We start from the raw sequence: 13,533 nt of genomic DNA on the forward strand, positions 1-13,533 counted from the left end.
CGGGCGGCTTCCGTGCCACTCACCATGCGCGGACTGGCGATCAGGAACTGTATGTAGTGGCTATCAATCACCTTGGATGCGTTCATAGCTGTAAGCTACCTGCTTACAACCAACTGCGTAACTCCTAACAGAGACACAGAGCCACAGAGAGAACCGCAAAAGCTTTCTCTGTGGCTTTCTGTTCCTTCTGTGGCCTCTGTGTGAGGCTGTTGCAGTTTACGCGCAGGCACCGCGGCGGCCATCGGGGGCCACCGCGGGATCGCGAAATCTGTGGAGCGGGATCGGTCAGGCCGCGCGTGCGCAGGTGGTGCAGGCGCGCGTCTCGGGGAACACCAGCAGCCGCTCGAAGGGGATGGCGCCGCCGCACGCGTTGCACGCGCCGTAGGTGCCTTCCTCGATGCGGCGCAGCGCGTCCACCACGTGCGAGAGCTGCGCGCGCTCGCGCTCGGCCAGCGTCTTGGTGAGCCCCTGCGTCTGCAGCGCGTCGATGCGCGACAGGCGCCCCACCGTGTCCTGCTCCAGGTCGCGCGGGCGCGCGCTCTCGCCGCTGATCTTGAGGCTCCGCTCCAGCTTGGTGAGCGTGCGGAGGAGCTCCGTACGAATGGTATCCACCTGCTCCGGGCGGAGCGGGCTCTGCACTGCGGTCATGCGCGTCCTTCGCGTTTCGGGGGATGGGCAGATTTGCGAAACTAATGTAGCAGGGGCGGGTTTGGTCAAGGTGCGCCGGCCGCCACCGGGTCCAGCCGCGCGGGGGTCACCCGCTCGATGAAGACGTCGAACACGCCGCCGCACACGGCGGGGCTCCACGAGAAGAGGTCCTCGGTGAGGTCGATGCGCAGGAGCCGCGGGGCGCCGGACTCCAGCACCACGGCGGCGGCCTCGATCACCTGCGCCTCGCCGCACCCGCCGCCCACGGTGCCGGTGAGCCCGCGCTGGGGGTCCACGAGCATCTTGCTCCCCGCGCCGCGCGGAACGGAGCCGCGGCAATGGACGATGGTCGCCAGCACCACCGCCCGCCCCGCGCGCGCCGCCTCTTCCGCCGCTTCGAACACCGCCAGGTCTTCGGTCATTCCGTTTGCGTGGGTGCGATGGCCAGCCGGTCCGCGATGTCGGCGATCTGCTCGGCGTCGCGCCAGGCCGCTTGCAGAATGGAGAGCTCGCCCTGCAGCGCCCGCCGCTCCTGCTCCTCGTGCAGCGCCATCTCCAGCGCCAGCGCCCCGACGGTCTTGAGGCGCTGATCTTCCTTTCCCGGCACCTTGCCCAGGTACCAGCCGCCGCGCGCCGCCTGGCGGATGTACTCCTCCGGCGAGTTGGCTTTGATGAGGGCCACCGCGTCGGCGAGCTGGCGGCGCTTGCCGCCCTTTGCGTTCACCCGCACCATCGAGCGCTCCAGAGCGCGCCGCGCATGCTGGCCGGAGAGCACCAGCACATCTCTCTCGTCATCGCGCGAATCGGAGGAAAACATCGACTTCGGCGCCACGTGTCCGATGCCGGGAATGCGGAGGGCGATGTCCCCCGACGCATCCTCGCCCAGCCGCGCTCCCTCCACGTGCCAGCGGCGGATGATGCGCGGCTTGCCGTCCGGCGAGGCCTCGGCCGGCGCGCGGTGCAGCTCGCGCTGGGTAAGTTGCCCGTGCCAGGCGAGTATCGTGTGGGTAAACAGGCCCCCGATCCCCGCCCACACCAGTCCGCCGAACACCGCCGTCACTCCGAGCGCCACCGCCCCCGTCGCGACGACGTACTTCTTTCGCCGCTGCTCCAGCGTGCTGCCGTAGCGCCAGGCCGCCAGCTCGCCCTGGAGCGCGGCGCCCACGCGGATCAGCCGCGTGCCGTCGCGCAGCTTCGCCAGCCCGACGTTCTCGGCCTGCACCCGCGTGCGGCAGTCGCGGAAGAGCCGCTCCGCATCCTCCACCGGCTCCCAGCGCTCCTCGATGGGCGCCAGGTTCCACCGCCCGCACTTGCCGCACACCGCCCACAGCCGCCCCTTCCCCGCATCGAACGCGACCGTGCGGCCGATGGGGAAGCTCTCGAGCGCCTGGTTGGCGCCCATGTCCGCCGAGCAGTAGATGCAGCTCTGGTACATCGGGGCCTCAAGCAACCGGGCGAGTGAACTCGCTGCAACAACGGCACAAAGTCCGCCTGCGCGGACTCCGGGTCCAATTTCGCGTTTCTCGAGCCCACTTTAGTGAGCTTCCCGTGGTTCCAGCCGGGGGCTTCAGCCCCCGGTGTCCAGTGGCGGCCCCTTCCCCACCCACCGCTCCGCCACCCGCTCCCGATCCCGCAGCGGAATGCCCGTCCCCCCGCGGCGCACGAGGATCATCTCGGCGGCGATGGAGATGGCGATCTCCTCGGGGGTCTCGGCGTGGACGTCGAGGCCGATGGGGGCGTGGACGGCGGCGAGGCGCTCGTGCGGGATCCCCTCGCGAATGAGCTGCTCCAGCGCGGCGCGCACGCGGCGGCGGCTTCCCACCATTCCCACGTAGGCCGGCACCTCGGGGCCCAGCAGGAGGCCGCGCAGCGCTTCGAAGTCGTACTTGTGGCCGCGCGTCACCAGCACCAGGTGCGTGCCGGCGTGGATGGGCACGCCGCGGAACGGGTCCGCGAAGTCGGCGCGCAGGACCTCGGCGGCCTCGGGAAAGCGCTCGCGGGTGGCGAACTCCGGGCGGTCGTCCAGCACCACCACGCGAAAGCCCAGCAGCGCCCCCACCCTGCACAGCGGCCGCGCGATGTGCCCCGCACCCACGATCACCAGCTCCGGCCGCGGGCGGTGCGGCTCCAGGTAGACGGTGCAGCGCACCCCCTCCGCCTCCAGCACCTCCGTCCCCGCGGGCGCGGAGGGGGGGAGGCGCGAGCGCGCGGCCTGGACGGCGATGGCGTCCAGCGCGGCGGAGCACAGGGTGCCGGCGTGTTCGGCCGCCCACACCACCATCCGCTCGCCCGCGGCGGGGCCTCCATCGGACGACTCCAGCACGACGACGCTCACCGCGGGCGGGCCCGCCGCCACGGCCCGCCGCGCGTGGTGGAGCGCGTCGGCCACCTCCAGCCGTCCACTCACGTGCGCGTCCGCTCGCGCAGGCGGCGCAGGTCGTCGGGCGTGTCCACGTCGTCAGGGAGCACGGCCACGGGGACCTCCACCCGGTCGTGCGCGTGGGCGTGGACGACCGTGCGGGCGCCATCTGGCAGCTCCGCATCGAGCAGCTCGGGCCACGCGGCGCGCGCAAAGAGCACCGGGTGGCCGTGCTTCCCCTCCCTCGCGGGTACGACCACGGACGCACGGGTGGCGCGGAACGCATCCACCACCGCGCGCACGGCATCCGCCTCGGGAATGTCCACCGGGAGCACCGCCGCCGCCTCTGCCTCCGCGGGGAGCGCGCGCAGGCCGATGCGCAGCGAGTCGAGCTGCTCCGAATCCGCGTCCGGGTTGAGCGCGACGCGGGCGCCCAGCGCGGACGCGGCCTCGGCCACCCGCTCGTCGCCGGCGGCGGCGACCACCCACACCGGATCGCAGCCGCCGTCGCGCAGGGCGTGGACGGCGCGCTCCAGAAAGGTGACCCCGCCCAGGCGGAGGAAGGGCTTGGGCTCCCCCATGCGCCGCGAGCGCCCCGCGGCGAGCACGATCCCGGCGATCATGGGCGGCAGGCGCGGCAAGACCGAAAGAAAGCCCGCCGGGGGGATGGCCCCGGCGGGAATGGTTGGAACGTCCGTACGGGACGTCGTTTCGAGTATCGCACCATAACCGCCGTTTCGTCAAGCGCTATCCGGCGGGGACCATGCAGGCGTCCAGTCCCGCCCCGGCGTGCACCGCCTCCTGCTCGCGGCGGTGCATGGCGGCCACCACCACCGGCGGCGCCACCCCGCCGCGGCGCGAGCGGTCGTGCAGGGCGCGGATCAGCTCGCGCCCGTCCGGCACCGACACGGGGGTGTCCAGCAGGACGAGGTCCGGGGCGAAGCTGTCCAGCATGCGCATGGCGGCGCGGGGGTGGGCGGCCATCCGCACCTCCACCCCGTCGGCGCGCAGCAGGTCGGCGGCGGCGGTGCGGGCGGCGGGGTCACCATCCACCACCAGCGCCCGCTGCACGCCCCGGGCGAGCGCCCGGCGCAGCGCGGCGAGGAGCGGACCGCGGCCCACCGGCTTGTCCACCAGCTCGGCGGCGCCATCCAGGTCGCGGCGGCTCTCCTCCGCCAGCACGCTCACCACCACCACCGGGATGTGGCGCAGCTCCGCGTCCGCCTGCAGCTCGCGCAGCGTGTTCCAGCCGTTCATCCCCGGCATCAGCAGGTCCAGCGTGATGAGGTCGGGGCGAAGCTCGCGGGCCAGCCGCAGCCCCTCCTCGCCCGACGCCGCGGTGACGGTGCGGCACCCCATCTCCTCCGTGTGATGGGCCAGGAGGATGCGCGAGTCGGCCTCGTCGTCGATCACCAGCACCAGCCGCCCGCCGAAGTCGGCGGCGCCCTCGTCCAGGAACGACGTCTCCACCGGCTCGGCGGGGGCGGCGTGCGCCACCGCGACCGCCGGTGCCACGAGCGACGGCACCAAGTCGGGCTGCGGGGCGTGCGGCGCCAGGATCACGCTGAACACCGACCCCACCCCCTCCTCGCTCCGCACCTGGAGCCGGTAGCCCATCAGCTCGCAGAGCGAAGCGGAGATGGCCAGCCCCAGCCCCGTGCCCCCGAACCTGCGCGCCGTCCCCACCTCGGCCTGCTCAAAGGGCTGAAAGATCGCCGTCAGCCGGTCGCGCGGGATGCCGACGCCCGTGTCCGCCACGTCTATGCGCACCGCCCGCCCCGCCGCGTCCGTCGTCACCGCCAGCGTCACGCTGCCGCGCTCGGTGAACTTGAGCGCGTTCCCCACCAGGTTGATCAGCACCTGCTTGAGCTTCACCTGGTCCGCCTGCAGCGTGGCGAGCGAGGTGGGCACCATCGCGCGCAGCTCGATGGGACGGTCGCGCACCGCGCCCTGCAGCTCGGTCATGATGGACTTCACCGTCTCGTCCAGCGCCACCGGCGCCAGCTCCACCTCCACCTTGCCGGCCTCCACCTTGGAAAGGTCCAGGATGTCGTTGATCAGCCCCAGCAGGTGCACCCCGTTGCTTGCGATGCGGTCCAGGAAGCCGAGCTCCTGGTCGCCCAGCGCGCCCCGCTTGTTCTTGCGCAGCACGTTGGTGAAGCCGATCACCGAATTGAGCGGGGTGCGCAGCTCGTGGCTCATCTGCGAGAGGAACTCGCTCTTGGCGCGGTTGGCGGCCTCGGCGCTCTCCTTGGCGCGCACCAGCTCCGCCTCCGCCTGCTTGCGCTCGGTGACGTCCGCGATGAAGCCCTCCAGCGCGACCAGCTCGCCATCGGCCGAGCGCACGCCCAGCCCCTGCTCCCACACCCAGCGCGCCTCGCCCGACGCGGTGAGGATGCGGTACTCCAGCTCGAACGGACGCCCCTCGGCCAGCGCCGCCTCCACCTGGCGGCGCACGTACTCCGCGTCGCCGGGGTGCACCAGCGATGCGTAGGAGACGGTTCCGCCCGGCACCAGATCGGCCGGGGTGTAGCCGGTGAGCGCGGTGGCGCCGCCGCTCACGAACTCCATCGGCCACCCCGCGCCCTCGTTGCGGCGGCGGTAGGCCATCCCGGGAAGGTTGCGCATGAGGGTGGCGAGCATGCGCTGGCTCTCGCCGAGCGCTTCCTTGGCGGCGCGGCTGGCGGTGATGTCGCGCGAGTTGACCACCACGCCGCCCACCGCCGGGTGCTCCAGCAGGTTGGTGCCGCGCGCGCCCAGCCAGCGCCACGAACCATCCTTGTGCAGGAAGCGGAACGGCACCTCGCCGCTCGTACCCGGCTGGCTGAGGATCTGGCCGAAGATGGCGAGCACCGACTGCACGTCGTCGGGGTGGATCAGCTCGAAGGCGTTGCGCCCCCGCAGCTCCTCGCCCTCGTAGCCGAACAGCTCGTACACCGCCGGGCTCTCGTAGCGGAACATCCCCTGGACGTCGAGGATGGTGATGAGGTCCGAAGCCTTCTCGATGAGGGCGCGGAAGTACTCCTCCTTGCGCCGCAGCTCCTCCTGGCCGCGCTTGCGCTCGCTGATGTCGTGCAGGAAGGCGGTGTAGATCTGTGACCCGCCCACGCGGATCGGCGTCACCGTCATCTCCACCGGGAAGGTGCAGCCGGCGCGGTGGATGGCGGGGACCTCCACGCGCTGGTTGACGATGGGCTTCGCGTCTTCGCGGAAGAGCCGCTCCACCCGGGCGCCATGCTCCGGGGGAATGATCAGCTCGGCGAGGGAGCGGCCGTACGCCTCCGCGCGCGTCCACCCGAAGATCTGCTCGGCGCGGGCGTTCCAATCCGTCACCCGCCCCTCCGCGTCCATCGCCACGAAGGCGTCGTGGGCGGACTCCACGATGCGGCGGGTGCGTTCCTCGCTCTGTCGCAGCCCTTCCTGGGCGTGCGCGCGCTCGGCCACGCGCCCCATCTGCGTGCCCACGTGGCGCATCACGTCCAGCACCGCGGCGTCCGGCTCGCGGCTGGACTCGGTAAAGAACTCCAGCACGGCCGCCACCTTTCCGCGCGCCTGCACCGGAAAGGCGAATGCGCCGTGCAGCCCGCACTCCGCCGCGGCGCTGGCGCGAATGAAGCCGGGGTCGCTGGCCACGTCCACCCCCCACGCCGGCTCGCCGGTGGCCAGCACGCGCCCCGGCAGCCCCTCGCCGGCGGCGAAGCGCGCCGCTTCCGACGCCTGGCGGAACGACGCGTAGCGCTCCGCCTCGTCCAGGTGCCAGATGTGCCCCGACACCAGCCCGCCCGCGCCGTCCACGAAGCATGCGTGCCCCACCGGCCACCCGGTGTACGAGCAGACCCGCTCCAGGCACGCCGCGACCGCCTCCTCCACGGTGGCGGCCTGGTTGGCGTCGTCGGCCACCGCGCGCAGCAGCTCCAGCAGGCCGTTGCGGCGGCCCAGCGCCTGCTCGGCGGCGCGCCGCTCCTGCAGGTCGCGCCGCAGCCGGATCTCGGCGACGACGGAGGCGGCGAGCGCCTCCAGCGTCTCCGCGTGCTCGGTGGTCCAGGCGCGGGGGCGCTGGTCCACCACGCACAACGTGCCCAGCACGTGCCCGTCGTGGGTGCGCAGGGGGGCGCCCAGGTACGCGATCGCGTCGTAGTACGCCGCCGTCAGTGGGTGGATGCGCGCGTCGTCGATGGCCAGCGTCTCCCCAGCCGCCACCGTGTGCCGGCAGTACGAGGTGCTGACGGGCGTCTCGCGCGTCTCCGAGAGCGGCGCGGTCAGCCCCACCTGGCTCTTGAAGAACTGCCGGTCGGCCTCCACCAGCGACACCAGCGCGATCGGCGTGTCCAGCAGGCGCGCGGCCAGGCGGGTGAGGCGGTCGAAGGCTTCCTCGGCGGGCGAGTCCAGCAGCCCGGTGGCGTGCAGCTCGGCGAGGCGCGCGGGGTCGAGTACCGCGTTCACTTCATGCGACATGGCGCTTGATCGCTCCCAGGAGGAGCTCCTCGTCGATGATGGGCTTGGTGACGTAGTCGTCGAAGCCGGCGTCCAGAAAGCGGTCGCGGTCGCCGCTCATGGCGTGCGCCGTCAGCGCGATGACGGGAAGGGCGCGCAGCGCCTCGTCCGTGCGCAGGATGCGGAGCACTTCCACGCCATCCAGCCCGGGAAGGGAGATGTCGAGGAGCACGAGGTCCGGGTGCGCGCGCCGCATCCCGTCCAGCGCCTCGGGGCCGTCCGGGTACTCGGTCACGCAGTACTCCCCGTCGAGGAGCGCCTGCACGAGCATGCGGTTGTCCGGATTGTCTTCGACCAGGGCGATGTTCTTCATGGCGGGGCTGCGCTTCTGCGGGGGAGTGGTTCGTGGCGCTTCCCCCAAGGCGATCTCCGCGCCATTCCGGCCCGTTTTGCTAAGTCGATGTGCTGATTGCAGTTGCCTGTAACCGCACGCGGGGCGCGGTGCCGGGGGAGCGTTTACGATCTGTACGGCTGCGGGAGCTGGGCGCGCGGAAAACGGCGGCGGGAGGCGGGGTGCGGGGCGGGTGTTCAGCTTTCGTACGGCGTCAGGGTGGGCGGATCTGAGCCGAGCATGCGTGATATTGCTTCGTATGGCAGAGTACGGTGAATTCCGGTCCGGGAATTTCCGGACCGGGGAAAGTCGTACTCAGGAAAGTGTATGCCGAATCGCACTACACCGAAGCGCAATCCTTTTGAGATCGGTCTCCGCGCATCGGGACAGCACTTCGCCGATCGCGAAGTGGAGACCGCGCGGATGACGCGGGCATTTACGGAGCCCGGTTCCAAGCTCGTCGTCTACGGAGACCGGCGGCTCGGAAAGTCGTCCGCCCTGGACCGCGCCGCCGAGGATGCCCGGAAACAGGGTGTGCCGGTGGCGATCGCCTCGCTTGCCACGGCCAAAGACTCAGCGGACGCGGCGCAGCGGGTTCTCGCGGCGGTGCGTGCAGCGGTGGGGAAAGGGTGGCGCGAGGCCATGGAACAGATCGCCGCCAGCCTGAACGCAACGGTCGAGATCAAGCCATCGTCCGAGCCCGGATCCCTGCCCTCCGTAGCGTTCGGCTTTGGCGCGCGCGACCGCGGCTCCGAGCACCGGCTCCTTTCGAAAGCGCTCGACGCGGTCAACACACTTCTCGAGCGGCGCGGCACCACCCTCGGGATCGGGCTGGACGAGTTCCAGCGGATCTACGAGTGGGGCGGAGAGGACGCGGAGTGGGCGCTGAAGGACGTCTTCGAGCGCCACCGCAGGATCGGCTACGTCCTGGCGGGCTCCAAGCGCCACCAGATCGAAGCGATGGTCACGAAGAAAGGACGCGCCCTCTGGAAGCAGGTGGACCTGCTCGCGTTCGGGCCCATCGCCGCGGACGAGCTCGCCGCGTGGATCGCTGCCCACTCGGGCCGCACCGGAGTCCGGATCCCGCTCGCCGAAGCGGATGCGATCGTACGGTACGCGGGCCCCCGCACGCGCGACGTCGTCCAGCTGGCGCGCGCCGTGTGGGACGACTACGGCCGCACCGGAGAAGCGCCGGATGGAGCCGCGGCGGCCTCGATGGAGCGGCTGGTGCGCGAGCAGGCCGCTCTGCGCGAGACGGTGTGGCGAGGACTATCTACAGCGCAAGCCAAGGTGATGCGTGCACTGGCGGCCGAGCCCGGGCTGCAGGCCATGAGCGCGGACGCCTCGCGGCGGTTCGGCCTGGGCCCCAAAAGTACGGTCAGCAGCGCCCTCGAAGCGCTCGTCGAGGCGGAGCTCCTCGCGCGCGTGGGAGCCGCGTACGAGTTCGACGACCCGTTCTTCCGGCGCTGGGTGCAGGTGTTCGTGTTTCCGGATCTGGGTCTCACCGCGCCGCCGCTGGGCGAATGACACGGAGCGTGCGGCGGAGCAGCGCCGGACACGGGCGCCATAAATAGCGCCCCTACCGGATCTGTGCGGCGCGGACCGCGGTGCTCCCCCTCACATCCCGCCCCCCTCCGGATCGTACAGCCACGCGCGGAATCGCTCCAGCTCGGCCGCCAGGGCGTGCGCCAGGGGGACGAGCGACGAACCCTCGCCGGCTTCGGCGCGGCGCTCGGCGTCCTGGCAGAAGCGCTGCAGGGTGACGGCGCCGAGCTGGCCGGCGCTGGACTTGAGGGTGTGGGCGACCTTGCGCACCTCCTCCGCGTCGCCGCGCTCGGCGGCGGCGAGGGCGGCGGCGATCTGGTCAGGAGCGCGGGCCAGGAACATCTCCACGATCTGCGTGCGGAGCGCGTCGCCCCCCCAGCGGTGGAGCCGCTCCAGCGCGGCGGGGTCTCCCGGCGGTTGCGCGCGGAATGGGTCTTCGGTCATAGATTCCTGCGTTCTGGCTTGACAATGCGGGGGCGGGTGACGAACGTGCTCGGCTCTCCCGCCGCGTGCGGGGAAAATTATCGGGGAAGGTACCCCTTGGCGAGACGATGAAGATTCTGGTTGCGGACGACGATCCGCTGATCGTACAGATCCTCCGCGCGGGGCTGCGTGCCCAGGGCTGGGACGTGGTCGTGGCCGCGGACGCCATGCAGGTGTCGATGTTCGCCATGAACGCGGCCCCGGACGCGATCCTGCTGGACATCAACATGCCCGGCGGCACGGGGGTCACGGCCCTCAAGCGCCTCAAGCAGTCGGTGAAGACCGCGCACATCCCCGTCGTCGTGCTGAGCGGCACCACCGACCCCCAGATCCCCGACACCGTGCGCGAGATGGGCGCGCAGACCTTTCTGCCCAAGCCCGTGGACCTGGACGAGGTGGTGCGGGTCCTCAACGAGCTGCTGGGCACGGGCTGACAAAAGCGAAGCTCACAAAGGCCACGGAGGGAACCGAAGGTCATGTGAGCCCCTGCCGTTTTCTCTCCGCGTCTCCGCGCCTCTGCGTGAGACGCTTTTTTCGTTCCTCAGCACACGTTCTCCAGGTCGCGTCCGGCGCTCGGAAGACGTTGACACTCAAGCGGGTACGGGGTACGATTCCGGGGCCCGTCCACTCCCCTGAACTCCGCGCGCGCACCGATGAAGGACCTGCTCACCCTACGCGTAAACGGCGACGTCCACGAGGTGGCCGTCCCCACGCACTGGACGCTCCTGGAAGCGCTGCGCTACGCCGTGGGGCTCACCGGCAGCAAGCAGGGGTGCGACAAGGGCGACTGCGGCGCGTGCACCGTGTGGGTAGACGGCGTGCCGACGCTCTCGTGCATCACGCCGGTGTACGAGGGGGTGGGGCACGAGGTGCGGACGGTGGAGGGGCTGGCCGGCTTCCGCACGGCGCCGGGGACGCCGCACCCGCTGCAGGACGCCTTCGACCTGTGCGGCGCCGCGCAGTGCGGCTTCTGCACCCCGGGGATCCTGATGAGCGCGGCCGCCCTCCTGGAGGAGAACACGGCGCCCACGCGCGACGAGATCCGCGAGGCGCTCTCCGGCAACCTGTGCCGGTGCACCGGCTACACCAAGATCCTGGACGCGGTGGAGATGGCGGCCGGGCGCATGCAGGAGACGACGCGATGAGCACCGAGCCGAGAGACCCGCTGAACCCCGGCGCCGCGCAGGAGTTCGAGAGCGCCCGCGGCGGCGTTCCGCTGGACGAGCCCGAGGTCGCCGAGCGCGGCACCCCGGTGATCGACCACGCCCCCTCGCACGCCGGCGAGCCGGTGGACGACGTGGACGAGGGGGAGGAGACCGCGCCGCTGAACGTCATCGGCAGCCGGCAGCGCAAGACGGATGGGCTGGAGAAGTCCACCGGCCGCGCTCGCTACACGGACGACCTGACGCTCCCGGGGATGCTGCACGGCAAGATCCTGCGCTCGCCGCACCCGCATGCCCGCATCGTGAGCATCGACGCGTCGGAGGCGCTGGCGCTCCCTGGCGTGCACGCGGTGGTCACGGGCGACGAGATGCCGATCCCCTTCGGCATCATCGTGTGGACCCCGGACGAGCAGGCGCTCGCCACCGAAAAGGTGCGCTACATCGGCGACGCGGTAGCGGCGGTGGCGGCCGTGGACGAGGACACGGCCAACCGCGCGCTGGGCCTCATCCGCGTGGAGTACGAAGTGCTGGAGGCGATCCTCGACCCCTTCGAGTCCGCGCGCCGCACCGACGTGCAGATCCACGATGCCAAGAAGGCGGGCCACAACGGCAACATCTCCAAGATCGTCAAGCTGGACTTCGGCGAGGTGGACCGCGGTCTGGCCGAGAGCGACGTGGTGATCGAGGGCGAATACTTCTTCGAGGGAACCACGCACACCCCCATCGAGCCCCACTGCGCGATCGGGCAGTGGGAGGAGGGCGGCGCGCCCGGCGGGCGGCTGACGGTGTGGTCGTCCACGCAGGTGCCGCACTACCTGCACCGCGAGCTGGCCAAGGTGCTGGAGCTGCACCCCGCCAAGGTGCGCGTGGTGCAGCCGCACGTGGGCGGCGGCTTCGGCGGCAAGAGCGAGCCGTTCGACCTGGAGTTCTGCGTCGCCAAGCTGGCGATGAAGACGGGGCGCCCCGTCAAGATCCTGTACACGCGGGAAGAGGTGTTCCTGGCCCACCGCGGCCGGCACCCCTTCCACATGAAGTACCGCGTGGGCGCCACCGCCGACGGCAAGCTCAAGGCGGTGGACGCCAAGACGCTGCTGGACGGCGGCGCGTACTCGTCGTTCGGGCTGGTGACGACGTACTACAGCGGCCAGCTGCTCGCCGCGCCGTACGAGATCCCGGCGTACCGCTTCGACAGCACGCGCGTCTTCACCAACAAGCCGGCGTGCGGCCCCAAGCGCGGCCACGGCAGCGTGCAGCCGCGCTTCGCCTTTGAGGTCACGCTCGACAAGCTGGCCGAACGGCTGCGCATCGATCCCATCGAGCTGCGCCGCCGCAACTTCATGGGGAGCTTCCGGCGGACGGTCAACGAGCTGCGCGTGACCTCCAATGGCTTCATGGAGTGCCTGGACTCCGTGGAGGCGGCAAGCGGGTGGAGGGAGCGGCGCGGGAAGCTGGGCTTCGGGCGCGGGCTGGGGGTGGCGGGCTCGTGCTACATCAGCGGCACCAACTACCCCATCTACCCCAACCGGATGCCGCAGTCCGCCGTGCAGCTGCAGGTGGACCGCTCGGGGCGGGTGGCCGTCTTCAGCGGCGCGTCGGACATCGGGCAGGGCTCCACCTCGCTGGTGGCGTATATCGTCTGCGAGGAGCTGGGTGTGCCGCTGGACCACGTGCGCGTCCTCCCCTCGGACACGGACTTCACTCCGGTGGACCTGGGAAGCTACTCGTCGCGCGTGACCTTTATGCTGGGGAACGCGTGCATCGACGCCGCCCGCAAGCTCAAGGCGCAGGTGCAGGAGGCGGTGGGCGAGGAGTGGGGCGTATCGCCCAAGCGCGTCCTCCTGGCCGGCGGCCGCGCGATGGACGCGCGCGACACGGGGCGCAACATCTCCATCGTGGAGGCCTTCAACCTGGCCGAGGCGAAGCACGGCACGCTGGGATCAGTTGGCTCCTACAACACTCCGCGCGACGTGCACGGCGAGTACCGCGGCGGCACCATCGGCGCATCGCCCGCCTACTCCTTCACCGCGCACGTGGCGGAGGTGGAGGTCGACGTGGAGACGGGCTTCGTGGACGTGAAGTCGATCTGGATCGCGCACGACTGCGGGCGCGCGCTGAACCCCACCATCGTCGAGGGACAGATCGAGGGCTCGGCGTACATGGGCTTCGGCGAGGCGCTGATGGAGGAGCACGTCTTCAAGGACGCGGACCACGGGCGCGCGGGGCTGCACAACGCGCCCTCGCTCCTGGACTACCGCGTCCCCACCTCGCTGGACACGCCGGAGATGACGGCGCTGATCGTGGAGTCGATCGACCCCGAGGGCCCATACGGCGCCAAGGAGGCGGGCGAGGGTCCGCTGCACTCCACCATCCCCGCCATCGCCAACGCCATCTACGACGCGGTCGGCGTGCGCATGGACTCGCTTCCCTTCTCGCCCCCCCGCGTCTGGCGCGCCCTGCAGCAGAAGGCCGCGCAAGCGCAGGAGCCCGAGCGCATCGCCGCGGACTGAGGA

General features: G+C 71.2%; 12 protein-coding genes. 4 read left to right on the top strand and 8 right to left on the bottom strand.

What is annotated here, in order from left to right:
• Positions 1–285: 285 nt before the first annotated feature.
• From VF584_06465 to VF584_06495, 7 genes are all read right to left on the bottom strand, one after another.
• Positions 286–648, bottom strand: coding sequence for a TraR/DksA C4-type zinc finger protein (locus VF584_06465; GenBank protein HEX8209813.1), 363 nt, complete (start codon positions 646–648; stop codon positions 286–288).
• Between the two features lie 65 nt (positions 649–713).
• Positions 714–1,070 carry an XdhC family protein gene (locus tag VF584_06470; protein ID HEX8209814.1) on the bottom strand — a complete coding sequence of 119 codons (357 nt, stop codon included), beginning with the start codon at positions 1,068–1,070 and terminating at the stop codon, positions 714–716.
• A complete protein-coding gene (locus VF584_06475) occupies positions 1,067–2,083 on the bottom strand; it encodes a hypothetical protein (protein HEX8209815.1) in 1,017 nt (338 codons plus the stop codon). The genes VF584_06470 and VF584_06475 overlap by 4 nt, the downstream gene beginning before the upstream one ends.
• A 132-nt stretch (positions 2,084–2,215) precedes the next feature.
• Entirely contained in the window at positions 2,216–3,055 is an 840-nt protein-coding gene (locus VF584_06480; GenBank protein ID HEX8209816.1) for an XdhC family protein, read from the bottom strand.
• The gene (locus VF584_06485; GenBank protein ID HEX8209817.1) at positions 3,052–3,630 is read right to left on the bottom strand and encodes a nucleotidyltransferase family protein; all 579 of its coding nucleotides are present in this window, start codon (positions 3,628–3,630) and stop codon (positions 3,052–3,054) included. The genes VF584_06480 and VF584_06485 overlap by 4 nt, the downstream gene beginning before the upstream one ends.
• Before the next feature lie 124 nt (positions 3,631–3,754).
• Positions 3,755–7,462: a PAS domain S-box protein gene (locus VF584_06490; protein HEX8209818.1), complete on the bottom strand. Its 3,708-nt coding sequence runs from the start codon at positions 7,460–7,462 to the stop codon at positions 3,755–3,757.
• A complete protein-coding gene (locus VF584_06495) occupies positions 7,452–7,814 on the bottom strand; it encodes a response regulator (GenBank protein ID HEX8209819.1) in 363 nt (120 codons plus the stop codon). Before VF584_06495 ends, VF584_06490 begins: the two co-directional genes overlap by 11 nt.
• 441 nt (positions 7,815–8,255) lie before the next feature.
• Here VF584_06495 and VF584_06500 point away from each other — a divergent pair, with 441 nt between their 5' ends.
• Positions 8,256–9,359, top strand: coding sequence for a helix-turn-helix domain-containing protein (locus VF584_06500; GenBank protein ID HEX8209820.1), 1,104 nt, complete (start codon positions 8,256–8,258; stop codon positions 9,357–9,359).
• 90 nt (positions 9,360–9,449) lie between these two features.
• On the opposite strand, the gene VF584_06505 is transcribed toward VF584_06500, so the two are convergent.
• Positions 9,450–9,821, bottom strand: coding sequence for an Hpt domain-containing protein (locus VF584_06505; GenBank protein ID HEX8209821.1), 372 nt, complete (start codon positions 9,819–9,821; stop codon positions 9,450–9,452).
• Between the two features lie 107 nt (positions 9,822–9,928).
• Between VF584_06505 and VF584_06510 the strand changes: the two genes are divergently transcribed.
• The 3 genes from VF584_06510 (at position 9,929) to VF584_06520 (ending at position 13,530) form a co-directional block, all read left to right on the top strand.
• The gene (locus tag VF584_06510; GenBank protein HEX8209822.1) at positions 9,929–10,294 is read left to right on the top strand and encodes a response regulator; all 366 of its coding nucleotides are present in this window, start codon (positions 9,929–9,931) and stop codon (positions 10,292–10,294) included.
• 219 nt (positions 10,295–10,513) lie between these two features.
• Entirely contained in the window at positions 10,514–11,005 is a 492-nt protein-coding gene (locus VF584_06515; protein HEX8209823.1) for a (2Fe-2S)-binding protein, read from the top strand.
• Entirely contained in the window at positions 11,002–13,530 is a 2,529-nt protein-coding gene (locus VF584_06520; protein ID HEX8209824.1) for a xanthine dehydrogenase family protein molybdopterin-binding subunit, read from the top strand. The genes VF584_06515 and VF584_06520 overlap by 4 nt, the downstream gene beginning before the upstream one ends.
• The last annotated feature ends 3 nt before the right edge of the window (positions 13,531–13,533 follow it).

This window comes from Longimicrobium sp., from assembly GCA_036389135.1.
In the GTDB taxonomy this organism is placed as follows: Bacteria; Gemmatimonadota; Gemmatimonadetes; order Longimicrobiales; family Longimicrobiaceae; genus Longimicrobium.